Source organism: Gordonia sp. CPCC 205515 (assembly GCF_048537925.1).
Taxonomy (GTDB): domain Bacteria; phylum Actinomycetota; class Actinomycetes; order Mycobacteriales; family Mycobacteriaceae; genus Gordonia.
In genome coordinates, this window is the sequence record NZ_JBCLVJ010000011.1 from 272,302 (window position 1) to 296,337 (window position 24,036).

The 24,036-nt window shown below is 66.4% G+C and carries 25 protein-coding genes; 11 read left to right on the forward strand and 14 right to left on the reverse strand.

Going from position 1 to position 24,036, the window contains the following annotated elements; translation table 11 throughout:
• From AAFP30_RS18775 to AAFP30_RS18785, 3 genes are read left to right on the forward strand one after another with little or no spacing between them, the layout of a single operon-like run.
• Window positions 1–1,476: an aldehyde dehydrogenase family protein gene (locus tag AAFP30_RS18775; RefSeq protein WP_419231500.1), complete on the forward strand. Its 1,476-nt coding sequence runs from the start codon at window positions 1–3 to the stop codon at window positions 1,474–1,476.
• Window positions 1,476–2,693, forward strand: a complete 1,218-nt coding sequence (locus AAFP30_RS18780; RefSeq protein ID WP_419231501.1) for a CaiB/BaiF CoA transferase family protein — start codon at window positions 1,476–1,478, stop codon at window positions 2,691–2,693. The genes AAFP30_RS18775 and AAFP30_RS18780 overlap by 1 nt, the downstream gene beginning before the upstream one ends.
• Window positions 2,693–3,859, forward strand: coding sequence for an acyl-CoA dehydrogenase family protein (locus AAFP30_RS18785; protein ID WP_419231502.1), 1,167 nt, complete (start codon window positions 2,693–2,695; stop codon window positions 3,857–3,859). The genes AAFP30_RS18780 and AAFP30_RS18785 overlap by 1 nt, the downstream gene beginning before the upstream one ends.
• A gap of 29 nt (window positions 3,860–3,888) precedes the next feature.
• Here the strand turns inward: AAFP30_RS18785 and AAFP30_RS18790 are convergent, their stop codons facing one another.
• From AAFP30_RS18790 to AAFP30_RS18825, 8 genes are read right to left on the reverse strand one after another with little or no spacing between them, the layout of a single operon-like run.
• Window positions 3,889–4,452 carry a nuclear transport factor 2 family protein gene (locus AAFP30_RS18790; protein ID WP_419231503.1) on the reverse strand — a complete coding sequence of 188 codons (564 nt, stop codon included), beginning with the start codon at window positions 4,450–4,452 and terminating at the stop codon, window positions 3,889–3,891.
• The gene (locus tag AAFP30_RS18795) at window positions 4,449–4,901 is read right to left on the reverse strand and encodes an acyl-CoA thioesterase (protein WP_419231504.1); all 453 of its coding nucleotides are present in this window, start codon (window positions 4,899–4,901) and stop codon (window positions 4,449–4,451) included. Before AAFP30_RS18795 ends, AAFP30_RS18790 begins: the two co-directional genes overlap by 4 nt.
• A 12-nt stretch (window positions 4,902–4,913) precedes the next feature.
• Window positions 4,914–5,321: a MaoC family dehydratase gene (locus AAFP30_RS18800; RefSeq protein WP_419231505.1), complete on the reverse strand. Its 408-nt coding sequence runs from the start codon at window positions 5,319–5,321 to the stop codon at window positions 4,914–4,916.
• On the reverse strand, window positions 5,318–5,785 hold the full coding sequence (locus AAFP30_RS18805; RefSeq protein ID WP_419231506.1) for a hypothetical protein: 468 nt from the start codon (window positions 5,783–5,785) through the stop codon (window positions 5,318–5,320). The genes AAFP30_RS18800 and AAFP30_RS18805 overlap by 4 nt, the downstream gene beginning before the upstream one ends.
• Window positions 5,778–7,328: a class I adenylate-forming enzyme family protein gene (locus AAFP30_RS18810; RefSeq protein WP_419231507.1), complete on the reverse strand. Its 1,551-nt coding sequence runs from the start codon at window positions 7,326–7,328 to the stop codon at window positions 5,778–5,780. Before AAFP30_RS18810 ends, AAFP30_RS18805 begins: the two co-directional genes overlap by 8 nt.
• A gap of 12 nt (window positions 7,329–7,340) precedes the next feature.
• A complete protein-coding gene (locus tag AAFP30_RS18815) occupies window positions 7,341–7,742 on the reverse strand; it encodes a nuclear transport factor 2 family protein (protein ID WP_419231508.1) in 402 nt (133 codons plus the stop codon).
• Window positions 7,743–7,789: 47 nt separating this feature from the next.
• Window positions 7,790–8,356: a nuclear transport factor 2 family protein gene (locus AAFP30_RS18820; protein ID WP_419231509.1), complete on the reverse strand. Its 567-nt coding sequence runs from the start codon at window positions 8,354–8,356 to the stop codon at window positions 7,790–7,792.
• Window positions 8,337–8,825 carry a nuclear transport factor 2 family protein gene (locus AAFP30_RS18825; protein WP_419231510.1) on the reverse strand — a complete coding sequence of 163 codons (489 nt, stop codon included), beginning with the start codon at window positions 8,823–8,825 and terminating at the stop codon, window positions 8,337–8,339. The genes AAFP30_RS18820 and AAFP30_RS18825 overlap by 20 nt, the downstream gene beginning before the upstream one ends.
• A 212-nt stretch (window positions 8,826–9,037) precedes the next feature.
• Between AAFP30_RS18825 and AAFP30_RS18830 the strand changes: the two genes are divergently transcribed.
• Together AAFP30_RS18830 and AAFP30_RS18835 are read left to right on the forward strand one after the other, a co-directional pair.
• Window positions 9,038–10,675: a flavin-containing monooxygenase gene (locus tag AAFP30_RS18830; RefSeq protein WP_419231511.1), complete on the forward strand. Its 1,638-nt coding sequence runs from the start codon at window positions 9,038–9,040 to the stop codon at window positions 10,673–10,675.
• A gap of 44 nt (window positions 10,676–10,719) precedes the next feature.
• Window positions 10,720–12,156: an aldehyde dehydrogenase gene (locus tag AAFP30_RS18835; RefSeq protein ID WP_419231512.1), complete on the forward strand. Its 1,437-nt coding sequence runs from the start codon at window positions 10,720–10,722 to the stop codon at window positions 12,154–12,156.
• Window positions 12,157–12,378: 222 nt separating this feature from the next.
• Here AAFP30_RS18835 and AAFP30_RS18840 read toward each other — a convergent pair whose 3' ends face one another.
• Window positions 12,379–12,573 (reverse strand): ferredoxin, encoded by a 195-nt coding sequence (locus tag AAFP30_RS18840; protein ID WP_419231513.1) that lies wholly within the window; start codon window positions 12,571–12,573, stop codon window positions 12,379–12,381.
• A 141-nt stretch (window positions 12,574–12,714) separates the two neighbouring features.
• On the opposite strand from AAFP30_RS18840, the gene AAFP30_RS18845 reads away from it, so the two are divergent.
• Genes AAFP30_RS18845 through AAFP30_RS18865 form a run of 5 tightly spaced genes read left to right on the forward strand, consistent with a single transcriptional unit; the run spans window position 12,715 to window position 17,304 of the window.
• Window positions 12,715–13,983 (forward strand): cytochrome P450, encoded by a 1,269-nt coding sequence (locus tag AAFP30_RS18845; RefSeq protein ID WP_419231514.1) that lies wholly within the window; start codon window positions 12,715–12,717, stop codon window positions 13,981–13,983.
• Window positions 13,984–13,990: 7 nt separating this feature from the next.
• Window positions 13,991–15,175, forward strand: a complete 1,185-nt coding sequence (locus AAFP30_RS18850; protein ID WP_419231515.1) for an FAD-dependent oxidoreductase — start codon at window positions 13,991–13,993, stop codon at window positions 15,173–15,175.
• 48 nt (window positions 15,176–15,223) lie between these two features.
• A complete protein-coding gene (locus AAFP30_RS18855; RefSeq protein WP_419231516.1) occupies window positions 15,224–16,009 on the forward strand; it encodes an enoyl-CoA hydratase/isomerase family protein in 786 nt (261 codons plus the stop codon).
• Window positions 16,010–16,048: 39 nt separating this feature from the next.
• Window positions 16,049–16,804, forward strand: a complete 756-nt coding sequence (locus AAFP30_RS18860; protein ID WP_419231517.1) for an SDR family NAD(P)-dependent oxidoreductase — start codon at window positions 16,049–16,051, stop codon at window positions 16,802–16,804.
• A gap of 29 nt (window positions 16,805–16,833) precedes the next feature.
• The gene (locus tag AAFP30_RS18865) at window positions 16,834–17,304 is read left to right on the forward strand and encodes a MaoC family dehydratase (protein WP_419231518.1); all 471 of its coding nucleotides are present in this window, start codon (window positions 16,834–16,836) and stop codon (window positions 17,302–17,304) included.
• A 79-nt stretch (window positions 17,305–17,383) separates the two neighbouring features.
• On the opposite strand, the gene AAFP30_RS18870 is transcribed toward AAFP30_RS18865, so the two are convergent.
• A complete protein-coding gene (locus tag AAFP30_RS18870; RefSeq protein ID WP_419231621.1) occupies window positions 17,384–18,397 on the reverse strand; it encodes an LLM class flavin-dependent oxidoreductase in 1,014 nt (337 codons plus the stop codon).
• Between the two features lie 286 nt (window positions 18,398–18,683).
• Here AAFP30_RS18870 and AAFP30_RS18875 point away from each other — a divergent pair, with 286 nt between their 5' ends.
• Window positions 18,684–20,318, forward strand: a complete 1,635-nt coding sequence (locus AAFP30_RS18875) for a flavin-containing monooxygenase (protein ID WP_419231519.1) — start codon at window positions 18,684–18,686, stop codon at window positions 20,316–20,318.
• A gap of 74 nt (window positions 20,319–20,392) precedes the next feature.
• On the opposite strand, the gene AAFP30_RS18880 is transcribed toward AAFP30_RS18875, so the two are convergent.
• From AAFP30_RS18880 to AAFP30_RS18895, 4 genes are read right to left on the reverse strand one after another with little or no spacing between them, the layout of a single operon-like run.
• Window positions 20,393–21,154 carry a FadR/GntR family transcriptional regulator gene (locus AAFP30_RS18880; protein ID WP_419231622.1) on the reverse strand — a complete coding sequence of 254 codons (762 nt, stop codon included), beginning with the start codon at window positions 21,152–21,154 and terminating at the stop codon, window positions 20,393–20,395.
• 31 nt (window positions 21,155–21,185) lie between these two features.
• The gene (locus AAFP30_RS18885; protein ID WP_419231520.1) at window positions 21,186–21,953 is read right to left on the reverse strand and encodes an enoyl-CoA hydratase/isomerase family protein; all 768 of its coding nucleotides are present in this window, start codon (window positions 21,951–21,953) and stop codon (window positions 21,186–21,188) included.
• The gene (locus AAFP30_RS18890) at window positions 21,950–23,500 is read right to left on the reverse strand and encodes an AMP-binding protein (protein WP_419231521.1); all 1,551 of its coding nucleotides are present in this window, start codon (window positions 23,498–23,500) and stop codon (window positions 21,950–21,952) included. Before AAFP30_RS18890 ends, AAFP30_RS18885 begins: the two co-directional genes overlap by 4 nt.
• Complete coding sequence (locus AAFP30_RS18895; protein WP_419231522.1) at window positions 23,497–24,027, reverse strand: pyridoxamine 5'-phosphate oxidase family protein; 531 nt, start codon at window positions 24,025–24,027, stop codon at window positions 23,497–23,499. Before AAFP30_RS18895 ends, AAFP30_RS18890 begins: the two co-directional genes overlap by 4 nt.
• Window positions 24,028–24,036 lie beyond the last annotated feature (9 nt).

Consider the following 24,036-nt stretch of genomic DNA (forward strand, 5'->3'; position numbering starts at 1 on the left):
GTGAACGATGCTGCCCAGACCATCGACAAGACGTGGGTGCCGCCCAACCGCACGCTGCTGATCGGCGGCGCCGACGTCGAGCCGGCCGGTGATACCTGGGACGTCGTCAATCCGGCGACCGAAGAGGTCATCGCCACCGTCGGCGGCGCCTCCGCCCCGCAGGTCGACGCGGCCATCGCCGCGGCCCGCGCCGCGTTCCCGTCGTGGGCCGCGCTGTCCGGCGAGCAGCGCAGCGTGCACATCCACCGGTTCGCCGACGCCCTCGAACGCGCCGCGCACAAACTCCTGCCGTCGATCGTCAATGAGGTGGGCACGCCGGTCGCGCTCGCCGAGTACCTGCAGGTCAAGATGGCCGTCGACGAGCATCTGCGGTGGGCCGCCGAAGCCGCGAAGACCGACCGCACCCTGCACCTGGGCAGTTACGACAAGCCCGTCCCGACGATGAGCGACGTGGTGCACGACCCGGTTGGCGTGGTCGCCGCGATCACCGGCTACAACTACCCGCTGAACCTCGCGGTCTTCAAGTTCGGCGCCGCGCTGGCCGCCGGCTGCACCGTGGTGCTGTTTCCGTCCCCGCGCACACCGCTGACCACGTTGTTCCTGGCCGAACTCATCAAGGAGTCCGGTCTGCCCGACGGGGTCATGAACATCGTCGTCGGCGGCGTCGACGTCGGTAAGCAACTGTCGTCGCACCCCGGCGTCGACCGTGTCTCGTTCACCGGCTCGGACGGGGTCGGTGCCCAGATCATGGCGCAGGCCGCCGTCAACCTCACCGGGGTCACCCTGGAGTTGGGCGGCAAGTCGCCCAACATCGTCCTGCCCGGCGTCGACGTGCAGAAGATCGCCGTCGAGATGCACCTGCGCTGGTCGCGCAACGGCGGCCAGGGATGCGCGGCGCTCGCCCGCCTCCTCGTCCACGACAGCGTGTACGACGAGTTCCTCGAGGCAGGTGCGAGCGCCTTCGATCAGATGATCGTCGGCGACCCGTGGGATCGGGCCACCAACATCGGGCCGATGATCCGGCCCGACCACCGCGCGAGCGTCCAGGGTTTCATCGACGATTCGGTCGCCGTCGGCGGCACGAAACTGCTCGAGGTGACCAAGCCGCTGCCGGAGAAGGGGTACTTCATCAACCCCGTCCTGCTCGGCGACCTGCCCCCCGATGCCCGTGCGGTGCAGAAGGAGATCTTCGGCCCGGTGGCGGTGATCCTGCCGTTCAAGGACACCGACGAGGCCATCCGGCTGGCCAACGACACCCCGTTCGGGCTGGCCGCGAACGTGTGGTGCGACGACCCGGTCGAGGCCCGGCGCGTCGCCGAGCAGATCCGCGCCGGAACGGTGTGGATCAACGGCGGCGGAGCGATGCGGCCGGACGCGCCGTTCGGTGGCTTCGGCCGCTCCGGCGTCGGCCGCGAACTCGGCGAGTGGGGTATGCGTGAATACCTCGAACCCAAGCACATCCAGTGGAGGATCTAATGTCAAGCAACGGCGCGCCCCTCGCAGGCCTGAAGGTCATCGAACTCGGCACGATGTACGCCGCACCGACCGCCGGACGCATGCTCCGCGATTTCGGCGCCGACGTGATCAAGGTCGAGGACCCGACCACGGGCGACTATGCCCGCCAATGGATTCCGCAGAAGGACGGCCTCTCCCTCGGTTTCGCCCGGCTGAATGCGGGCAAGCGTTCGGTCGGCATCGACCTGCGCACCGATGAGGGCCGTGATCTGGTCCGCAAGCTGATCGCCGACGCCGACGTCGTCGTCGAATCGTTCCGGCCCGGCCGTCTCGAGGACTGGGGCCTCGGGCCGGACGTGCTGCACGCGACCAATCCCGGACTCGTGATCGCCCGCGTGTCCGGGTTCGGGCAGACCGGGCCGAACCGTCTGCTCCCGGGTTTCGGCACGGTCGCCGAGACGGCCAGCGGATTCGCCAACGTCAACGGCTGGCCGGATAGCCCGCCGACGTCGCCGCCCTTCGGCTTCGCCGACTCGATCGCCGGACTCTCCGCGGCGATGGGCGTCTCGATGGCGCTGTTCAACCGCAGTCGGACCGGCCGCGGCGAAGTGGTGGACGTGGCGCTCTACGAGCCTCTGATGTTCATCATCGGCGACATGTTCCTCAAGTACACAGCGCTCGGTGAGATCCAGCAGCGCATCGGCAACAGCACCGGCGCTGCCTCGCCGCGCGGTATCTACGAGGCCGCCGACGGCAAGTTCCTGTCGATCGCCGCCTCCAACCAGGCGATCGCGGCGCGACTGTTCGCCGCGATGGGCAAGCCCGAGGTGATCGAGGACCCGCGCTACGCGACGAACGCCGACCGGCTCGCCAACAACGACGAGGTGCAGGCGATGGTCATCGATTGGTGCAAGCACGCGCCGCGCGACGAGGTGCTCGCCATCTTGGAGAAGTTCGAGGTCGTTTCTGCGCCGGTCAACGACGCGTCCGACGTCATCAAGGACCCGCACTTCACCGAACGCACCCTCGTCGAGATCACCGGCAACGAGATCCTGCGCAACACGCTGATGCCCGGTCCGGTGCTGCACCTGGCCGGCTATGACGGCCCCTCTTACGACGGTGTCCCGACCGTCGGCGAACAAACCCGCGACGTCCTGACCGAACGCCTCGGTCTCGACGACGCCGAACTGGCACGTCTCGCCGCGGCGGGCGTCATCAACCAAGGAGCAACCCCCTGATGAGTACCGAAACCCTGGCGGACGCCGAGACCACCGGACTGTTCGAGCTGCCCGCGAAGTACCGGGAACTGCAGGAACAGGCCCGTGAGCTCGCCGTCTCGGTGCGCGACATCGCCGCCCGCGCCGATGAGTCGAGCAGCACCGATCCCGATGTCCGCGCCCGGCTGGCCGCATCGAGGCTGACCGAACTCGCCGTACCCAAGCGGTGGGGCGGCCGGTTCGACGCCGTCGACTCGCTCGCGATGACCGTGGTCCGCGAGCAGCTGGCGGCCGAGAGCGGTCACCTCGACTCGATGTTCGCGATGCAGGGCATCGGCAGCTATGGGCTGGCCGTCGCCGGCTCGGACGCCGTCCGCGACAAGTGGCTCCCGCAGGTGGCGTCGCTCGACGCGATCGCCGCCCTCTGCCTCACCGAACCGCACGTCGGATCGGACCTGAAGGCGTTGTCGACGACCGCTGTCGTCGACGGCGACCAGATCGTCGTCAACGGCCACAAATCGTTCATCACCAACGGCGGCGACGCCGCGATCTACAGCGTCCTGACCCGGGAAGGCGACGGCTACTCGCTGATCTTGGTCCCGGCCGACACACCGGGACTGCGGACCGAGCGCCCGCACCAGATCATCGCGCCGCACGTGCTGTCGGACGTGATCTTCGAAGACGTGCGAGTGCCCATCGACCACCGGATCGGCGAGCCCGGCAAGGGGTTCTCTCTCGTCTTGGCGACGCTCGCCACCTTCCGGGTGTCGGTGGCGGGTGCATCCGTCGGGATGGCCGAGGCCGCGCTGCGACTCGCTCTCGAGCACGCGAACAACCGCAACCAGTTCGGTGGTCCGCTGTCGCGACTGGGCTCGGTGCCCGAGCATCTGGCGTCGTGCTGGACCGACATCGAGGCCGCCCGCTCGCTGACCTATCGCGCCGCCGCCGCAGCGGCCCGCGACCCGCTCGCCGGCCTGCACCTGTCGTCGATGGCGAAGGTCTACGCGACCGAGATGTGCGGTCGCGTCGTCGATCGCTCGGTCCAGATCATGGGTCGCTTCGGCATCACCCGCGGCACCGACATCGAGCGCCTGTACCGCGAGGCCCGACCCACCCGCATCTACGAGGGGTCCACCGAGGTCATCTTCGACTCGCTCGCCAAACAGCTCATCAAACGAGGTCTGTGACCCCCGCCGTCAACTGCTGACCCAGACGCTCAGACGTTCTCGCCTGCTCCGGCGAACCACCGGCCGATCATCGACCGCGGTGCTTCGCCGGGCAGGCGGACACGCTCGTCGGAGGGCAGGATCTGAGCGTACTCGTCCGAGCGGGCGGCGTAGACAAATCTGATTGTGCGGGAAGCGAACACCCAGCGGCTGTCGTGCACGACGTAGTCGTCCTCGTACTCGTGGGCGGCGAGAACCACTCCCCGACCGGTCACCAGTTCGGCGTGCGCCGTGGCGATGCCTGCTCCGAGGCCGTCGGACACGTGCACCACATGGGTCTCCGGGGTATGCAGCATCCGACGGAATCCTCGCATTGACACCGACAGCAGGTCGAGAATGGCCGGACGCCCGGCCGCGACCTCTCCGTCGCGGTTGAGGACCGCGTCCGGATGGAACATCAGCGTCAACGCGTCGAGATCGCCGGCGTCGACCGCCATGGCGTAGAGGACGGCGAGATCACGGAGCGACTCCCGCGCGGCCGCAGCGCCCGCGGGAGTCGTCGCATCCGTGGTGACGGCGGTCCGGGCACGCACCCAACTCGACAGATCCCTCATGCCACCTCGAAGGCCGGCGCGGGCAGGGTCGCCAGGACCTCCCGCAACTGCGCCGGGATACTCGCCTTCGCGAAGTCGGCGTCACGTACGGCGAACGTCATCTGCCCCTTGGTCACGATTTCACCGTCTCGAGTGAACTCGAATCCGACACTGTAGGAAGAGGTTCCGATACGATCGGCCACCGCCTGGCAGCGCAGCCGATCGAATACCGTGACCGTCTGCTTGTACTGCGCCGACGAGTTGACGCCGACGGTCACCACGCCGATCTGATCCAGGAGTTCGCCACTGCGCAGGCCGTTGGCGAACAGCCAGTTCGTGTAGCAGCGTTCCATCCATCGGTAGTAGATCCCGAAGTAGGCGATGCCGACGACGTCGCAGTCGCCGTAGGCGAGTTGGAAATCGAGGGTTCCGTTCGCGATCGGATCGCCTACGGGGCCTGCTGTGTTCACGATTCGTACCTCTCAGTTGTCCATGATCACGACGGCCGTACCGGACATCGCACGGTCGGCACCGTCGACATCCAGCCAGACGTCGCATTCGAGGAGCCGGCCGTCGGGCTCGTCGCGCACCCCGGTGACCACCGCGCCCGCGCGTACCGTCTGCCCGCCGAACACGTTCCCGAGGAACCTGGCCCGGAACTCGTGGATTCGGTCGCGGCCGCCCGCCCACTCGGCGAGCATCGTCTGGATGTAGCCCATGTTCAGCGGTCCTTGATTTACCGGGGCGTCGCCGAGTCCGAGCGCGGCCACCGCCCGGGTGTCCCAGTGGATCGGGTTCGGATCCTCCAGCAGCGCGGCCATCGTCTTCATCTTCTCGACGTCGACGACGACGGCGCGCCCGGTCACGGTGTCGCCGACGGAAATCGTCACGATGCGTCCTTCCCTGAGATGTTCTGACGGGGCAGGACCAGCGAGTTCCAGCAGGTGGCGACCTTCTCGCCGGCGCGCCGCAGATCGAACTCGTATCCGACGATGTCGAACGTTCCGGTCCGCCGGCCGACCTTCCGGTCGAACGACGTGATCCGTCCACTGACCTGATAGGTCGCACACGTCAGTGGGGCGTGGAAGGTGGTCCGGTGTTCGCCGAACATGGGTCCGTCGGCGGCGCTTGCGCCGAACCAGGCGAACAACTCGTCCCAGGTCAGGCCCTTGCCGCCGACCGATGCCATCCATGCCAGGAGCGGATGCGGCGTTGGGTCGTACGGATCGTCGCCGAGGACGTCGGCGACCAGCCACGCCCGCCACGGTTCGATCGTGTACTGCCCGCCGGGGAACTCGCGCCCGACGAGGGCCGTGTACTCGTCCACGTCGCCCGTGTTCACCTGGTCAGACATTCCCGGCGCGTCCCTCCCAGTACGGGCGGCGGAGTTCACGCTTGAGGATCTTGCCCGTCGGCGCCTTCGGCAGTTCGGAAACGAACTCGATCGACCTCGGTTTCTGGTAGCTCGCGAGGTTCGCGCGCGCCTGGTCGATCAGGTCCTGTTCGGTGGCGTCCTGCCCGGGTTTGAGTACGACGAACCCCTTCACCGACTCGCCCCATTCGTCGTCCGGCACTCCGATGACGGCGCATTCGAGGACCGCCGGGTGCGTGGCGATGGCCTCCTCGACCTGGACCGAGTAGATGTTCTCTCCGCCGGAGATGATCATGTCCTTGGCTCGGTCGACGATGAACACGTACCGGTCGTCGTCCCAGGTTGCGATGTCACCGGTCCACATCCACCCGTCCCGCAGGGTCTTCTCGGTCTGTTCGGGCTTGTTGAGGTAGCCGATCATGTTGGCCGGACTCTTCACGATGATCTCGCCCGGGGTCGCGTTGTCGGTGGGCACGAGGTCACCGGTCAGCGGGTCGACGATGCGCACCTGGGTCACGAAACCTTCCCGGCCACAAGATTTGAGCCGCTCGGGGTGGATTCCGCGCACCGCGTCGAGGTGATCCTCCTGGGAGAGGAACGTCATCGTGGTGCCCTCGGTCTGCCCATACCCCTGAATCAGGGTGCACGGGAACGAGTCCAGGGCCTGGCGAACAATGTTCGACGGCATCGGGCCGCCGCCGTATTGGATGTTCCGCAGGCTCGACAGGTCGTAGGAGGCGAAATTCTCCTGGGCCATCATCCAATTGAGCATCGTGGTGACGCCCAGAAACGCCGAGACCTTCTCCTCCTGGATCAGCTCCAACGCCAGTTTCGGCTCGAAGTTCATCAGCACGAGCGGACAGCCGTGCTTGAGATAGTTCATCGCCAGCACGATCGGGATGTGGTACATCTGCCCGGTCAGCATGTAGACGTCGGTCGGCACGATCCGTTCGGCGACAGTCTGATTGAGCATCCCGGCCGCTGCGCTCGCGTGGGTGTGCAATGCACCCTTGGAGGGTCCGGTCGTCCCGCCCGTGTACAGGAGGAAGAACGGGTCGTCGTCGCCCACCGGCACCCTGATCTCGTCCGACGACGCGGCGTCGATCAGCTCGTACAGGCTGCCGTCGCTGCCTGATCCGAACGAGAACCAGTGCGGGACATCGACCTTCCGCTGCAGCTCCGCGACCACGTCGGCGAACTCGGCCTCGGCGATGAGGACCTTCGGCCGCGCATCGTTGAGCAGCTCGGCCAGCGCGGGTGCGGCGAGCCGCCAGTTCAGCGGTTGCGTGACCAGACCCGCCTGACCGGCCGCGAAATACAGAGCCTGGAACTCGACGCAGTTGCGTGAGATCACCGCGACGACATCACCTTTGGCCAGACCGAGCGAGAGCAGCCCATTGGCCATTCTGCGGACCATCTCATCGAAGTCCCGCCAGTTCACCCGGCGATCGTTGGCGGCGTCGTAGACGGCCTGATTGCCGGGGGTCAGCGCCGCCCATTTGGCGGGGATCAATCCCTGATTCATGTATCTACCTGTTCAGTATGGGCGGTCGAGTTCGAGGTCGAGGGTGCGCAATCGGAGGTCGTCGTCACCGACGATCCCCAGGCGATACACGCCGGCGCTGAGCAGTCGGATCTCGCCGTTCTCGGTTGCCAGCAAAGTCAGGTAGTGCGTCGTGGTGGTGACGCCGTTGTCGGTGCCGTGCACGATGAGGTTGGAGTTGACGTGCCGGCGCTGATCGGTCTGGGTCTCCGCGGACTGCTTCATCAGCGCCATGATGGCGTCCTTACCCTCGAAACTGATCGGGTCGTTTCCGGGCAGAGTCATGCGGAAGACGGCGTCGTCGGCGAAACAGGCAGCGATACCGTCCATGTCGGCGGTGTCGTATCCGAGGGAGTACCGATTGATCAGGTTTTCGATCGCTTCGCGAGTGGGCATGGGGTTGGCCTTTCTGTAGGAAATCTCTTGGGGCACGCGGGATGTGGTCAGCGCCCGGTCAGCGCATGTAGCCAGGACAGGTCGCCGCCGGTCAACACCGACGGCCAGTCGGCCGGACGGGCATCGCCGTACGCCAGAGTCCGATCGTCGGAGGTCATCACCTGGGCGTACTGCGCAGCGGGCAGGTAGTAGAAGTAGCCCATCACTCGGTCCGCGATACGCCAGCCGTCGGCCGTGCGCCGGTAGGTGTCGCGGTAACGCAGACCGACGAGCATGGGCGTGCCGTTGCGGACCACCTCGGCGTGGCCGACGATGACGCCGGTCGCGGTATCGGGATCGTCGCCGAAGTCCGCGATGAGGCCGTGCGAGTAGTGGAACGTCGGCCCGAGGGCGTCGAACCGGCCCTGGTAGGTCTCGCGGATGTGGTCGAGTCCGGTCGCGTCGAAGACGCCGTCGTCCGATCCAAGGTGCGCGTCGTCGGTGAAGATCCTGGGCAGATCGTCCAGTTGGCGCTCATCCATCACCAGGAAGTAGAGGAGCGTCAGATCCGACAGTTCTTGCCGATCTTCGATTCGGCGTAGGCGGGCGTCCAGGTCAGTGTCGGTCAGAGTCACGGGAGATCTCTCCAAACGTGTCGATGTTGATGGGGGCGAGCATGTGTTCGTCGAACAGCGCGGTACGAGCAACGGCGATCCGCTTCGCGGTGAGCACCCACCGTCCGTTGCGCTGGGTCATCGTGTCGTGGTAGCGACCCCAGATCTGTCGTGCGCCGCCTGCGGCATGTGTGGTGATCGCGATGAACGCCGAGCGGACATCAACGGTGCCGTCGTCGTTGCTCGTCGCCACCACATTGGTCGCCATGTGCTGGGCGACCTGCACGTCGGACGCCGCGAAGCGCCGGTACAGATCAAGGAACGCCGCACGGCCGGTACTGGTGCCGTCATACCTGGTCAACTCGACATCCGGATGGACGATCCGGGCGAGTCCATCGATGTCCTTGGCATCGACGAGGGACTGGTATTCGTACAGAAGACTGGTCGCCGCGTAGTGGATCGCGACGGCATCGGGCGGGTCGAGCGACATCTGCTTCCCTTCGACTGCGTGATGTGATCATAACAATGATGTTCATAGACTATGGGGCCGATCACAGAAATCAGGTAACACGATCCGACCCAACATCTACCGAATCATTATTACTATGCGTATAGTTCAGATCACACCGCACAACTGTGATCCACCACACTTCTGATCCCTGGCAGCGCATCAGTGCGGGCGTCACCCGAAAAAGGAGCACCATGTCCGAGAACAAACCGTCCGCACCGTCGACGACGTCGGTCACCGACACCGAAGTCCTCGTCGTCGGCGCGGGCTTCGCCGGCCTTTACCTCCTGCACCGCCTCCGCAACGAGGGCCACCAGGTACACGTCGTCGAGCAGGCACCGGAAGTCGGCGGCACCTGGTACTGGAATCGCTACCCCGGTGCCCGCTGCGACGTCGAGAGCGTCGACTACTCCTACAGCTGGGACGACGACTTGCAGCAGGAGTGGGACTGGACCGAGAAGTATCCGGCCCAGGGCGACATCCTCGCCTATCTCAAGCACGTCGCCGACCGCTTCGACCTGCGCAAGGACATCGACTTCAACACGACACTCGTCGGCGCCGAGTGGGACGAGTCGCAGGGTCTGTGGACCGCAACCGCCGACGGCGGCCACGTCTACCGCGCCCGCTACCTCGTGATGGCCGTCGGTTGCCTGTCGGTTCCGAAGGACATCGACCTGCCGGGCTTCGACAAGTTCACCGGCCAGGTCCTGCGCACCTACAACTGGCCCGAGGGCGAGGACCTCAAGGGCCGCACTGTCGGCGTGGTCGGCACCGGATCGACTGGTGCACAGGTGATTCCGGCGCTCGCAGAGACCGTCGCGGACCTCACTGTCATCCAGCGCACCCCGAACTTCGTCATCCCGACCCGAAACCGTCCCCTGCACGACGGCGAGCTCGACGAGATCAAGGCCGACTACCCCGACCGTCGCGTCCGCAACCGCACGCACCCAGCCGGCGTGTTCCGCGACGACAACCCGAAGAACGCCTTCGACGTCGACCGGGCGGAACGGCACGCCACCTTCCAAGAACGCTGGGAGGGCGGCGGCATCAACTTCCTCGGGTCGTTCGCGGACCTGATGTTCGACCAGGCGGCCAACGACGCCGTCGCCGAGTTCGTGCACTTGAAGATCGACGAGATCGTCGACGACCCGGACACCGCAGCGTCGCTCAAGCCCACCAGCTATCCACTCGGCGCCAAGCGACCGGTCGTGGCGACCGACTACTACGAGACCTTCAACCGTCCCAACGTCCACCTCGTCGACGTGAAGAAGCACCCGCTCGACACCTTCACCGAGAAGGGTTTCCGTCTTGCCGACGGCACCGAGTACGAAGTGGACACGATGGTCCTCGCCACCGGATTCGACGCGTTCACCGGGCCGTTCACGAAGATGGACATCCGAGGCACCAACGGCCAGAGTCTCGCCGACACCTGGAACCACGAGGGCGCCAAGACACATCTCGGACTCGGCGCCGCCGGCTTCCCGAACATGGTGATCGTCGCGAGCGTCGGCAGTCCGTCGGTGCTCGCCAACATGGTCACCGCCATCGAACAACACGTCGAATGGATCTCCGGTCTGCTCGACATGATGCGCACGGAGGGCTACACGACCATCGAAGCCCAGCAACCCGCCCAGGAAGCCTGGGTGCAGACCGTCGAGGAAGTCGCCGGAATGACACTGTGGCCCAACGGTGATTCGGGATCGTGGTATCGCGGCGCCAACATCGACGGCAAGGTGCAGATCTTCATGCCCTATGCCGCCGGCATCGTCGAATATGGTGCCGCGCTTGAGAAATCCACAGCGAACAACTACGAGGGCTTCGTACTCTCCTGATCAGACCCGAATCCGACACCGCACAGGAAAGAGATAGGACCAGCATGACAATCCCCAGTTACGACAAGCTGTTCATCGGCGGCGAGTGGGTCGAGCCCGCGACCGACCGCACCATCGAGGTCGTCTCCCCCATCAACGGTCAAGTCATCGCGACGGTCCCCGAGGCGACCGAAGCAGACATGGACCGCGCGGTCGCAGCGGCCCGCAAGGCGTTCGACGAGGGCCCGTGGCCGCGGATGACACCGGCCGAGCGTGCCGGCTATCTGAAGCGGATCGGCGACGAGGTCATCAAGCGCATTCCGGCCATGGCCGAGGCGTTCACGAACGAGATCGGCGCACCGGCAGCGGTGTCGAATGCCTTCCACGACAACGCCCGCAAGATGTGGGGGGACTCCTCGACATTGCACGAACGCTTCGAGTTCGAGGAGGAGCGCACGTGGCCCGATGGCGGCAAGGGCAAGCTCGTCCGCGAGCCGGTCGGGGTTACCGCGACGATCATCCCGTGGAATGGTCCGGTCGCGACGGCGTCGCTCAAGATCGGTCCCGCGCTCGCCGCCGGCTGCACGGTCGTGTTCAAGCCCGCCCCCGAGGGGCCGGTGAGCGTGATGATGCTCGCCGAGGCGTTCGAGGCCGCCGGTCTGCCTGCAGGTGTGGTCAACGTCGTGCCGGCCGGTCGCGAAGCCGGCCAGTATCTGGTGGAGCACCCCGGCGTCGACAAGGTCTCGTTCACCGGCAGCACCGCGGCCGGCCGCAAGATCATGGCGTCGGTCGCCGACCGCATCGGTCGCGTCAGCCTGGAGTTGGGCGGCAAGTCGGCGGCCATCATCACCGACGACGTTCCCCTCGAGAATGTGCTGCCGACGCTGATCTTCGGCGGCGTGGCGAACTCCGGGCAGGTGTGCGCCGCGCTCACCCGCATCCTGGTGCCGCGCGAGCGGCAGGAGGAGGTCGTCTCCGCGATGGTCGACGCGTATGCGGGCCTCACGGTCGGCGACCCGCGGGAGGAGGGCGTCGCACTCGGCCCGTTGGCCGCCGAACGCCAGCAGCAGCGGGTCCTCGACTACATCGAGCTCGGCAAGAAGGAGGGTGCGCGCGTCGCGACCGGCGGCGGCGTCCCCGAGGGACTGGCCGACGGCTACTACGTCGAGCCGACGATCTTCGCCGATGTCACTCGCGACATGCGCATCGCGAACGAGGAGATCTTCGGGCCGGTGGTCTGCGTGATGCCGTATGACACCGTCGACGAGGCCGTGGACATCGCCAACTCCACCGAGTACGGCCTGTCCGGCGCCGTGTACGCGAAGGACGACGCGACCGCCGAGTCGATCGCGCGGCGCATCCGCACCGGCCAGATCGGCGTCAACACCTGGGACATGTGCGTCACCCAACCCTTCGGCGGCTACAAGCAGTCGGGCCTCGGCCGCGAGGGCAACGTGGAGGGTCTCAGCGCGTTCCTGGAGACCAAACTGATCATGTACTGATCTGCGCCCGCGGCCTCCCGCTGGAGGCCGCGCACACGCATGCGGGCCCCGTCGGACGTCGTCGTCCGGCGGGGCCCCGCTGTTCGGCGGACCCCGGCGCCGAATTATGCTGCGCCGATGGACATCCGGGAAATGCACGACGCGGCCGACACGAACGCCACTGGACTGTTCGTGGCGTTCGTCCCGGCCGCGTCTGCGATGTGATCAGACGGGCTGATCTGCTCAGTCGATGGCGGTGAGCGCAACCTCGGGGCACGACTCGACACCGAGCACGGCGTCATCCTCGAGCGCTTCGGGAATGTCGCCCTCGAACCGCACGACGACCTGTCCCTCGTCGTCGGTGTCGTAGACATCCGACGCCGACATCCGGCACAGTCCGTGGCCCTGGCACTTCGACTGATCTGCTTGAATCCTCATCTTCGAAACCTTCCTTTGTGAGCCCTCAGCAGGTGTCGGACCGCGCGTGCCGAGCTCGGCGGAGATCCGACACTTGACGTCCAACTAGTAATAACTATTATCATAATAACGAGTGAGACGGCACACACCAAGGAGAGAAAAGTGACGGACAAGCCCCGCTGCCCGGTTACCCATTTCGATCACCATTCCAACGAGCACACCAAGGACCATGTGGGCGTCTACCGACAGCTACGCGAGGAGTCTCCGGTGGCGTGGACCGAGTCCTATGGCGGCTTCTGGGTGTTGTCGGACTACGCGTCGGTGTACGAGGCATCGCGCGACGACGACATGTTCTCCTCGGCCCGCCACGACGAGTACGGCGGCCCCGGACTCTCGGTCACCATCCCGAAGGCGCCGACCGAGTTCCATATTCCGATCGAGATCGATCCACCGAATTCCGCGCCGTACCGAAAGCTGATCAACAAGATCACCGCGCCGAAAGCCGCGGAGAAGCTCGAACCCCTCATCAGGCACTACGTCACCGGCATCATCGACTCGGTGATCGAAACCGGCGAGGCCGATCTGGCGATCGTCGCGGGCGTCCCGGCGATGGTCGTCATCGACTGGCTGGGACTCGACCCGTCCGAGTACCAGATCTACGTCGACGCGATGCACACGCTGGTGTCCGCGGCGCCGGAGTCGGACGAGTACCGGCACGCCGCCGAGGTCTCGGTCCCCTGGGTCGAAAAGACTGTGCGCGAGCACATCCGCCACCGCCGCGAACATCCCGGCGACGACATCACGACGTACTTCGTCGAGGCAGAGGTCAACGGCGAGAAGATGACCGACGACGAGATCTACTCGATCCTCGAACTCGTCATCTCCGGCGGGGTCGGCACCACCGCGTCGCTGGTGACGCAGTCGCTGGTCTGGCTGTACCAGAACCCCGAGGAACGCACGCAGCTCATCGAGAACCCGTCGATGATCGATGTCGCGATGGAAGAGTTCCTCCGCGTGTTCTCGCCGACCCAGGCGTTGGGCCGCACGATCATGGCCGACGCCGAGTTCCACGGCTGCCCCGTCCGCAAGGGCGACCGGGCACTTCTGTCCTGGGCGTCGGCCAACCGCGACCCCGAACAGTTCACCGATCCCGACGAGGTCGACATCACGCGCTGGCCGAACCGACACATCGCTTTCGGCGTCGGGGTGCATCGCTGCGCCGGCCTGTACATCGCGAAGGGCCTTGCCCGTGAGATCTTCACGCAGGTCTTCGACCGCATGGGCGACTACGTCGTCGACATGGAGAACGTCGTGACGTACCCGGACCAGGGCACCAACGCGGGTTTCCATTCGATCCCGGTGACGTTCACGCCGGGTGAGCGTCGGCTGGGCGATACCCCGCTGTTCGCCGAGCACTACACGAAAGTCTGACGAGCGCGTGACCAGCAATCCAGGGAGCAAGGACTTCGCGCCGATGCCGCTCGACGGGCGCGTGGTGGTGGTCGGTGGCGGTCTCGCGAGCGCGCGCGTCGTCTCGACGTTGCGCCGCAAGAAGGTGACCGGCCCGATCGACGTCGTCACCGCCGAAGCGCATCTGCCCTACGACCGGCCGCCGCTGTCCAAGGACGTCCTCACCGGAGCCAAGGACAGCACCGCGTTGCCGTTCGACCCGGTCAAACTCGACGTCACCGTCCACACCGGGCGCACCGCGACGGGGGTGGACACGCGAGCGCACGTGCTGCGCACGGACCACGGCGACCTGCCCTACGACGGTCTGGTCATCGCGACCGGCGCGGATCCGATCCGGCTGACCGGCGACGGCGAGCAGCTCACCCTCCGCACGATCGACGACGCACTCGCGCTGCGCAGTCGCCTCGTCCCCGACGCCCGGGTGGTGATCATCGGCGCCAGCTGGATCGGCGCTGAGGTTGCGACCGCGGCCAAGGCCCGAGGGTGCGCGGTCACGTGTGTCGAATACGCCGAGGCCCCGCTGGCGAACGCTCTCGGTCCCGACGTGGCAGGCCGTCTCCTGCCGTGGTGGTCGGGCATCGATCTCCGGTGCACGACGTCGGTGCGGGAGGTGACCGAGGCGGGCGTGGTCCTCGCCGACGGCACCGTCCTGCCCGCCGACGTCGTCGTCACCGGGATCGGTGTTCGCCCATCGATCGGCTGGCTCGACGGAGCCGGCCTGCCCACCGACCGCGGTCTGCTCACCGACGAGTTCTGCCGGACCGACGCGCCGGGCGTCGTCGCCCTCGGTGACGTCGCGCAGCGGTGGTCACCGCGCACGAATCGTCATGTCGCGGTCGAGCATTGGGACGACGCCGGTGGCGCCGCGACGACCGCGGCCCTCGCTCTGCTCGGCGATGCCCCCGCCTACGACCCGGTCCCGTACTTCTGGTCCGACCAGTTCGGTCACAAGGTCCAATACGTCGGGTCGCACGGTCCCGATGACACCGCGACCATCACCACGTCGGAGGCCGGCGATCTCGACACCGTCGTGTGGACGGCACCCGACGGCACGCTGTCGGCTTGGCTGGGCGTGGACCGGCCGCGGACGCTGGTCTCGGCGCGGATGGCCGTGGGAACCTCGGCCGCCGAGTTCGCCGCCGCCAACGTCTAGGTGTACGACCGCACCTCACTCTGACCCCTACCCGAAGGAGGCACGCCGATGAGCGGCGTGAACGTGACCCGCACCGACGACGTCGTCTGGGTCGAGCTCGATCGACCAGAACGTCTCAACGCTTATGACATCGACATGGCACGCGCGATGATCGACGCATTCAAGTCCGCCTCGGACGCGTATGCCGTCGTGCTGACGGGGGCCGGTCGCGGCTTCTGCGCCGGCGGTGCGCTCAACCAGCTCGACGACCCGGATCCGGCGCTGTTGCGCGAGCTGTTCACGGCGTCGCTGCAGGTGTGTGACGCGATTCGGAGCTGTCCACGCCCGGTGATCGCCGCGGTGAACGGCCCGGCGGCCGGCGGTGGCAATGAATTGGTCATCGCCTGCGATTTTGCGATCGCCGCCGAGAAGGCGAGTTTCGGCCAGACCGGGCCGCGGGTCGGCTCGTCGCCCGTGCTCGGTGCGACGAACGTGCTGCCGATCCAGATCGGCGAGAAACGCGCGAAGGAGATGGCCATGCTGTGCCGTCGCTACAGCGCGCAGCAGGCTCTCGACCTCGGTCTGATCAACGAGGTCGTGCCGGGCGATCAACTGATGACGCGCGTCGGTGAGTGGATCGACGAGATCAAGGCACTGAGTCCTCGGTATCTCGAGATCACCAAGTTGAGCAGCAACCTGTACTGGAACAACGCGCAGGATTCGATGCGCAACGGCCTCGGCATGCTGCTGCAGGCCATCGGCAGCCCCGACATGGTGGAGGGTTCCGGCGCCTTCCTCGCGGGCCGCACACCCGAGTTCCCACCGCCACCGCGCCCGCGCACCGCGGCACAGTAGCGACCCACCTCGATCGACTATCCGGAGAGTGACACGAACATGTCCGCAACCAGCCACAACCTGACCGGCAAGGTCGCCCTGGTCACCGGCGGCAGCCGCGGCCTGGGCCGCGCGATGGTCCAAGCCCTCGCCGAGGCCGGCGCCGACGTCGTCATCGCCAGCCGCAAGCTCGACGCGTGCGAGGTTGCGGCGCAGGAGATCCGCGAGTCGACCGGTCGCCGCGCACTCCCCCTCGCGTATCACGTCGGCAACTGGGACGACGCGCAACCGACCGTCGACGCGATCGTCGCGGAGTTCGGTCGTCTCGACATCCTGATCAACAACGCGGGCATGTCCCCGCTGTACGACGGGATCGACTCGATCACCGAAGCGCTCTGGGACAAGGTCTTCGACGTCAACTTGAAAGGACCGTTCCGGCTGTCGGTCGCGGCCGGACAACAGATGTCCGAGCAGGGCGGCGGATCCATCGTCAGCATCAGCAGTCGCGCATCGGAACGTCCACGGCCGCATACCCTTCCGTACGCCGCCGCCAAGGCCGGTCTGAACGCGATGACGATCGCATTGGCACACGCACTCGGTCCCGCAGTGCGGGTCAACGCAATCATCGCGGGCACCTTCCTCACCGATGTCAGCAAGTCCTGGGATGCCGACGCATTCGCCGAACGCGCACAGACCTTCGCGCTCGGCCGCGGCGGCGATCCCGCCGAGATCACCGGCGCCGCACTCTATCTCGCGAGTGACGCATCCTCCTACACCACCGGGTCGATGCTCACCGTCGACGGCGGACAACCCTGAACCGAGCCCAACCACCCTAAGGAGAACCCATGCCCGGCCTCTGGTACGAAGAGTTCGAGATCGGCAAGGAGTACCGCCACGCCTGGTCGCGGACCGTCACCGAGTACGACAACGTCCTGTTCACGTCGATCACCATGAATCCCGCGCCCATTCATCTGGACGCGGAGTACATGGCGACGCAGCCGCACGGCCAGCGACTGATGAACAGCCTCTACACCGCCGGGCTCGTCGGCGGAATGATCGTGTATGACCTCACCATGGGCACCACCCTCGGCAACCTCGGCTACACCAAGTTCGACTTCCCCAAGCCCGTCTTCCACGGCGACACGATCCGCGCCGAGAGCACCATCCTCGACAAGCGTGAGTCCAAGAGCCGGACCGATTCGGGCATCGTCTACTTCGAGCACCGCGGCATCAATCAGCGCGACGAGGTCGTGCACATCGCGCATCGCGCGGGCCTGATGCTCAAGCGCCCCAAGGACATCGACGCGTCCGCCTGACGCGGGCACCCTCCACATGGCAAAGAGCGTCCGACCCCATTCGGGGCGGGCGCCCCCTTGCTTTGGCTCGGACTCGCCGTCAGACGGTCGCCGCGGCGAAATCGACACTCTCCAGGTCGGCGAGCGGTTCGACGACCTCGCGGCCCACGCGCTGCAGGTATGCCTCGGTCTGCGCGGCATCCATGCCCGGCCAATGCGGACGGATGAGCAACGGACCGATCGGCAGGCGACCCGCGATCTCGGTGATCTGCGCGCGGACCTGTTCGCCGGAGCCGAGAAGGACATGGTCCTTCACGTTCTCCAGGAACTCACGCTCGACCCGCTCCTTGTCGAGCAACCCCATCCCCTGGCCCGCGTACGAGACATACTTGCCCCGCGCGACATTCGCGAAGTCGCTCAGTGCGTCGTCGAAACTGTCGGCGACCTGTAGCTCCCGTCGCAGCGGGAACTTCGTCAACGGCAGGCCCAACGCCCGACGCTCATCCACGTAGAGGTCGATGAGGCCCTCGACCTGCTCGATGGTCTGCTGCGGCGTGATCGTCCAGACGTCGCCGTGGCGCGCGGCGCGGCGCACCCCCTGTTCCTTCATCGCGCCGAGCCAGATCGGCGGACGCGGCTGCTGAATCGGGTGGATATGCGTGGGACGGTCCTCGACCTGCCAGAACTTGCCGTGGAACGTGACGCGGTCCTGCGTCCACAGCTGCGTCATCAGTTCGATCTGTTCTTCGAGGAGGCTGTAGCGCTTCTTGTACGGGCGATCGAAGACCTCGTACTCGTGTTCCAGGTAACCCGTGCCGATGCCGACGACGAGTTTGCCCCGGGTGATGATGTCGAGGGTCGCCAGATCCTCGGCGAGCTGCACCGGATGATGCAGCGGCCCGATGAGGACGGTGGTGCCGATCCGCACGTCGTCGTCCAACTCCGCGGCCAGTCGTGCGAGCAGCGGAATCGGCTGCAGCCAGCGGAAGTCCTGATACAGGAAGTGCTGCCCGATCGTCAGATATTTGAAGCCCGCCCGCTGCGCGGCGTCCACCTTGCGGAGCATCAGATCCAAATGCTCCGCCGGAGGGGTCGAGACCGGCTGGTCTCCCATCAGAATGCCGAAATCCACGTCGTTCCCTTTCGCCGCGCCGTCGAATGATCAGAACCGTGCTGAGACCCATCGCCGCAGACACGGCCACTGTGACCGTCGTCTCATGCCACGATAGTCGACCATGATCATGAATATCAACTTTTGCGAGTCCGTCCGACCCTGGACAGATCTCCGACAATCATGATAATCGTTATTGTGGATCACGTCACTATTATGTGTCGTCTATGACCCCGCCTACTCCCCTCGGGTCGCGACGCGTCGATGCCCTTCGAAAGGACCTTTACCGATGACCAGCAACGTAATTCAGAGCGACGAACCCCAGGCCGCAATCGCGACCGTGGACGCCGTCGTGATCGGCGCGGGATTCTCGGGCATCTACATGATTCACCAGCTGCGCTCCCTCGGACTGACCGTGCAGGGATATGAGGCAGGCGACGGGGTGGGCGGAACGTGGTTCTGGAATCGGTATCCGGGTGCCCGCTGCGACGTCATCAGCATGGAGTACGCGTACACCTTCTCGCCCGAGTTGATCGACGAGTGGGACTGGACCGAGCGCTACCCATCGCAGCCGGAGATCCTGCGGTACCTGAACTTCGCCGCCGACCGCCTCGGCGTCAAACCGTACTTCGCGTTCAATACCCGGGTGGTCTCCGCGACGTTCGACGAGGCTGCCGACCAGTGGATCACGACCACGGACACGGGTACCGTGGCGCGGTCGAAGTACCTCATCACCGCCGTCGGATGCCTGTCGACCTCGATGACGCCCGACTTCCCCGGACTCGACGACTACCAGGGCGAGGTCTACCACACCGCCGACTGGCCGGCGGGTGGCGTCGACTTCTCCGGCAAACGTGTCGGCGTGATCGGTACCGGGTCGTCCGGGGTCCAGGTGATCCCCCTCGTCGCCGAGCAGGCCGCCCATCTGACCGTGTTCCAGCGGACGCCCGCGTTCAGCCTCGCCTGCGGAAACCGGCCACTCACGGCAGCGGAGATGCGTGAGTTCAAGGAGAACATCGACGCGCACAAGGAGATGTCGAGGGCCAGCGGCACCGGCCAGTACACGGACACCTTCGAGGAGAGCGCCCTTGATCACACGCACGAACAGCGCCACGCCATCTACGAGGATCGATGGAACCGGCACCGCGCGATCGATCTGATCGCCTGCTACCCGGACCTGTTCTCCAGTCGCGACGCGAACGAGACGATCGCCGAGTTCTTCCGCGGAAAGATCCGCGCCGCAGTGAGCGATCCCGAACTCGCGGAGGAACTCACCCCTCGCACCTATCCGCTCGGCGCGAAGCGAATCACCTTGGATACCAACTACTACGAGACCTACAACCGCAGCAACGTCAGTCTCGTCAACCTCCGCACACAACCGCTGGAGACGTTCACCGCGACCGGCATCCGGACCGGCGGTGTCGACCATGAGTTGGACGCCGTCGTCCTGGCAACCGGATTCGACGCGATTACCGGCCCCCTGCTCAAGATGGACATCCGGGGCATCGGCGGCCGCACGCTCGCGGACAAATGGGCCGACGGACCGGTGACCTACCTCGGCATCGCCGTCGACGACTTCCCCAACATGTTCATGCTGACCGGTCCGGGCAGCCCGAACGTGCTGACGAACGTGGTCTGCGCGATCGAGCAACATGTCGAATGGACCAGCGACTTCATCGCTCACCTCGAAGAGCGCGGCACCACACGAGTCGAAGCGGCTCCGGCCGAATCCCGCAAGTGGACCGAGGAGGCGGTCGCCATCGCCGACGACACCCTCTACCCGGAGGGTGATTCCTGGTACACGGGAGTCAATGTGCCCGGAAAGCCCAGGGTCATCATGTCTTACGTCGGCGGACTGAACGTGTACCGGCAGATCTGCGATGAGGTCGCCGAGGACGACTACCGCGGCTTCACCCGGGTGTGACCACGAACTGACGAAGGGGGCCCGGTTTTCCCGGGCCCCCTTCGTCGGTTCCGGCGAACCGGCAACTCCCGGGGTCAGGCCAACAGTTGACCGTTACGCCACCCGATGTCCCAGGTGATCGGACGCGCCAGTGCTTCGGGGAACTTACGCGACATGTACTTGGAGTACTCGTCGATGTGGTCGACCATCGCCGCCTCCGACGCGTCCGCGTCGCGCAGCGCCAGCGCATCGAGAATCCGCCGGTGCGCTTTGAGCACCGCGTGCCGGCGGCGCTCGTTGTAGTCGACGCCCACGACGGTGCCGTCGAAGATGTCGAGCATCGCGTCGACGAGGAACCCGAACAGCGAGTTCTCCGTCGCCCAGGCCACCGACTTGTGAAACTCCTTGTTGGTGTCCAGAAATACCTCCAGATCGCCCAGGTGCATCGCCATCCGCTCCACGGAGCCCGCCAACTCGCCCAACGCCTCGTCGGACATACGGGTCGCGGCCAGCCGCGCGAGCAGCGGCTCAATCCCGCCACGGGTCTCGGCGACGGTGGCGAATGGCGCGTTCTCGAACTGCAGGAGCAGCAGCATCGCGTTCGCGAGAGCCGACGAGTCGGGCTTCTCGATGGTCGGCCCGCCGCCCGGACCCGGTTTCAGCGACAGCACGTTCTGCAGTTCCAGGAACCGGAGTGCTTCGCGGAGCGTGCCGCGGCCGACGCTGTAGGTCTCGAGCATCGCCCGTTCGGCAGGCAACCGATCGCCGGCCACCAGGCCACGACGATCGATGTCCGCCACGATGCCACGCGCGACGATCAGCGCCGCCTTCTCGGGCCGAGATCCGCCTCGGTGCATGCTCACGTGTGGTCTCCTTCCGACGGCCCGCTCATCGGCGTGCCCGGAACGCCGCAACCGCCTCGCGATGGGCGTCCGTGCCGAACAGCAGTGCCGTCGCCTCGACCGACTCCGCATAGCCGGATTCGGTGTCCCGGTTGATGAATGCCTTTCCGACACGTACACCGAGCGGTGAGTGGGCCGCGATCTCGCGGGCTATCGCCAGTGCCTCGTCGACGAGGTCGTCGTCGGCGAAGGTCTCGATGACGAGGCCGGCTCGCTGCATCACCTCCGGCCCCACCGTGCGGCCGGTCAACGCCAGGTACCGCGTCCAGTGCCGGCCCAGCACGTCCGGCGCCCGGATGACCCCGTACCCCGGCGTCAGTCCGACGGTGACTTCCTTGAACGAGAACGCAGCCGAGACACCCGCCACCACGATGTCGCACGCCAAGGCCAACTCGGTGCCGCCGCCGAACGCGATGCCGTTGACCGCTGCGATCACCGGCACCGCACACTTTTCGACGCTGTGGAACGCCTCGTAGACCCGGCGCAGATGCGGCCGCACGCGCGCGACATCGCCGTCGAGTTCGGCGAACATGTCGATGTCGCCGCCGGCCGAGAAGGCGCGACCCGCACCGGTCAGCACGACGGCCCGCACCTCCGGTGAGTCGCTGAATTCGGCTGTGAGAGAAGTAAGTTCGGCGAACCACTGCTGGTCCATCGCGTTGAGCTTCGCCGGTCGGCACATCGTGACGAGTCGGACGCCGTCGCCGACGTCGTCGATCCGGAACCGTTCGTAACTCATGCTCTTTCGGGTCATGCGCCGGCGCCCTGCCGATCCCAGGTGTCGGCCGTGATGCCGTCGGCGCGGAGTCGATATTTCTCGACACGTTGGCTGTGGGTCAGGGGCAGCCGGTCCATCACCCGGATGTAGCGCGGGCGCGCGAACGACGTCAGTCGTCCGTCGATGCGATCGACGAGGGCGGCCGGGTCGAGCCGGACGCCGGGCACCGCGACCACGGCGATGGCCACTTCCTCCTCGGACAGCTCGGACGGCACCCCGTAGGCGGCCACCTGCACGACGTCCGCGTCGTCGGCGACCACCCGCTCGATCTCCCAGGACGAGACGTTCTCCCCGCGCCGACGGATCGTGTCCTTCACGCGGTCGACGAAGGTGAGGAAACCGTCGTCGTCGAAGACGCCACGATCACCGGTGTGGAACCACAGGTTCTGCCACGCCTCGACGGACGCTTCGGGACGGGCGTCATATCCGTCGAACATCATGCCGGGCTTCTTCGGCCGCACGACGATCTCGCCGACCGTGCCCGGGCCGACGGGCTCGTCGTCCTCGTCCACGACCCGCACGTGATAGTTCACCGATTCGGTGCCCGCAGACCCGATACGTCGTCGGGACGGCGGCATATCGCAGACGATGGACGTCTCGGTGCTCCCGTAGATCTCGGTGAGTTCGATGCCGAACCGGGCCTCGACGTCGGCGAAGATCTCGCGCGGGCACGGGGCACCGAATGCCGCCCGCACCGCATGGTCCCGATCGTCGTCGCGCGGTTCCTGTTTGAACAGGATGCTCATCATCGCGCCCTGGTAGTTGAACGCGGTGATCTTCTCGGCGCGACAGATGTCCCAGAAGCGGGTCGCCGAGAACGTACGGTGCATCACCACGTCGGCGCCGGCGTCGATCGCCGCCATCACCGAACAGTAGCGGGCGTTGGAGTGGTAGAGCGGGAACACGCTATAGAGACGGTCGGTGCTGGTGTAGGCCATGAGATCGACGGTGTGGCGGGCCAGGTTGACGTTGGCGCGGTGGCTCAGCAGCACGCCCTTGGGCGGCCCGGTGGTGCCCGAGGTGTAAAGGATCACCGCGGTCGATCGCGGATCCACCGCCGGCAGGTCGACAAGGTGCGTCCGCATGAGGTCGCCGAACTCGTCGGGGTCGCCGTCGGCCTCGCCGGCGACGATGACCTTCTCGATCGAGTCGATGCGTCCGGCGATGTCACCGATCAGGCCGGCGAACTCGGCGTCGCAGATCACCACGCGGACCGCGGCATGTTCCAGGCAGTACTCGAGGAGGTCCGGTCCGGTGGCTGGGTTGAGCGGCACCTCGACGAGGCCCGCCCGGGCGATGGAGAACCACGCGTGGAGGGCGGCGACCGACGCCTTCATCACGACGCCGACGCGGTCGCCGGTGTCCAGACCCAGCGACCTGAGTCCGGCAGCCCCGCGCGACGCCGCCGCATCGAGTGCGGCGACGGTTGTCGCAGTGCCGTTCACGTCGAGTCGCGACGGCCGGTCGGCACACTGCGCCAACCAGTCGCCGATGCTCGGTACCGGCCCACTGGTCGGCGTCATCGCTGCTCGCCGTTCTGATCGGCCGACCGCATCGCCGGGCCGCCGCGTCCGTCGCCCGCGAGTCGACGCGAATCGTGGCTGGCGATCGTCGCGGTCGGGATCACCTCGATGAGCAGGCGCCCCGGACTCGACAGCAGCGCACGGAACTTGGCCGGATGGTCGGGCGCGAGTCGCGCGGCAAGCAGGTCGAACTTGTCGTCGAGTCCGGAGACATCGCGGTGCACCGTCGCCGTGCCCTTGACCGCCAACATCTGCCGTCCGGGAGTTGTGGTCCCGGTCCCCGAAACGACGATCGAGACTCGCGGGTCGGCTTGCACACCGCGGACCTGGACCCGGCCGGCGACGCTGGTGATCCAGAAGTGTCCGTCGTCGACGGCGAAGCTCACCACCACCGCGGCCGGTGCGCCGTCCTCGTCGAGGAAGCAGAACGTGCACTCGGTCTGTTCGGCGAGCAGCGCGGCCGTCGTATCCGCGGTCAACCGTGCACCCGACAACGTCTCGATATCCGTGGTTCCCGGCTTGTCCATGGGCATCCC

Bases quoted from the DNA above. Each gene is read 5' to 3' on its own strand.
- AAFP30_RS18805 (WP_419231506.1), bottom strand. From the start codon at position 5,785: ATGTCTGACCAGGTGAACACGGGCGACGTGGACGAGTACACGGCCCTC.
- AAFP30_RS18835 (WP_419231512.1), top strand. From the start codon at position 10,720: ATGACAATCCCCAGTTACGACAAGCTGTTCATCGGCGGCGAGTGGGTC.
- AAFP30_RS18780 (WP_419231501.1), top strand. From the start codon at position 1,476: ATGTCAAGCAACGGCGCGCCCCTCGCAGGCCTGAAGGTCATCGAACTC.
- AAFP30_RS18825 (WP_419231510.1), bottom strand. From the start codon at position 8,825: ATGTCGCTCGACCCGCCCGATGCCGTCGCGATCCACTACGCGGCGACC.
- AAFP30_RS18840 (WP_419231513.1), bottom strand. From the start codon at position 12,573: ATGAGGATTCAAGCAGATCAGTCGAAGTGCCAGGGCCACGGACTGTGC.
- AAFP30_RS18785 (WP_419231502.1), top strand. From the start codon at position 2,693: ATGAGTACCGAAACCCTGGCGGACGCCGAGACCACCGGACTGTTCGAG.
- AAFP30_RS18885 (WP_419231520.1), bottom strand. From the start codon at position 21,953: ATGACCCGAAAGAGCATGAGTTACGAACGGTTCCGGATCGACGACGTC.
- AAFP30_RS18880 (WP_419231622.1), bottom strand. From the start codon at position 21,154: ATGCACCGAGGCGGATCTCGGCCCGAGAAGGCGGCGCTGATCGTCGCG.
- AAFP30_RS18865 (WP_419231518.1), top strand. From the start codon at position 16,834: ATGCCCGGCCTCTGGTACGAAGAGTTCGAGATCGGCAAGGAGTACCGC.
- AAFP30_RS18815 (WP_419231508.1), bottom strand. From the start codon at position 7,742: ATGCCCACTCGCGAAGCGATCGAAAACCTGATCAATCGGTACTCCCTC.
- AAFP30_RS18790 (WP_419231503.1), bottom strand. From the start codon at position 4,452: ATGAGGGATCTGTCGAGTTGGGTGCGTGCCCGGACCGCCGTCACCACG.
- AAFP30_RS18875 (WP_419231519.1), top strand. From the start codon at position 18,684: ATGACCAGCAACGTAATTCAGAGCGACGAACCCCAGGCCGCAATCGCG.
- AAFP30_RS18855 (WP_419231516.1), top strand. From the start codon at position 15,224: ATGAGCGGCGTGAACGTGACCCGCACCGACGACGTCGTCTGGGTCGAG.
- AAFP30_RS18890 (WP_419231521.1), bottom strand. From the start codon at position 23,500: ATGACGCCGACCAGTGGGCCGGTACCGAGCATCGGCGACTGGTTGGCG.
- AAFP30_RS18895 (WP_419231522.1), bottom strand. From the start codon at position 24,027: ATGGACAAGCCGGGAACCACGGATATCGAGACGTTGTCGGGTGCACGG.
- AAFP30_RS18870 (WP_419231621.1), bottom strand. From the start codon at position 18,397: ATGGGAGACCAGCCGGTCTCGACCCCTCCGGCGGAGCATTTGGATCTG.
- AAFP30_RS18860 (WP_419231517.1), top strand. From the start codon at position 16,049: ATGTCCGCAACCAGCCACAACCTGACCGGCAAGGTCGCCCTGGTCACC.
- AAFP30_RS18830 (WP_419231511.1), top strand. From the start codon at position 9,038: ATGTCCGAGAACAAACCGTCCGCACCGTCGACGACGTCGGTCACCGAC.
- AAFP30_RS18810 (WP_419231507.1), bottom strand. From the start codon at position 7,328: ATGAATCAGGGATTGATCCCCGCCAAATGGGCGGCGCTGACCCCCGGC.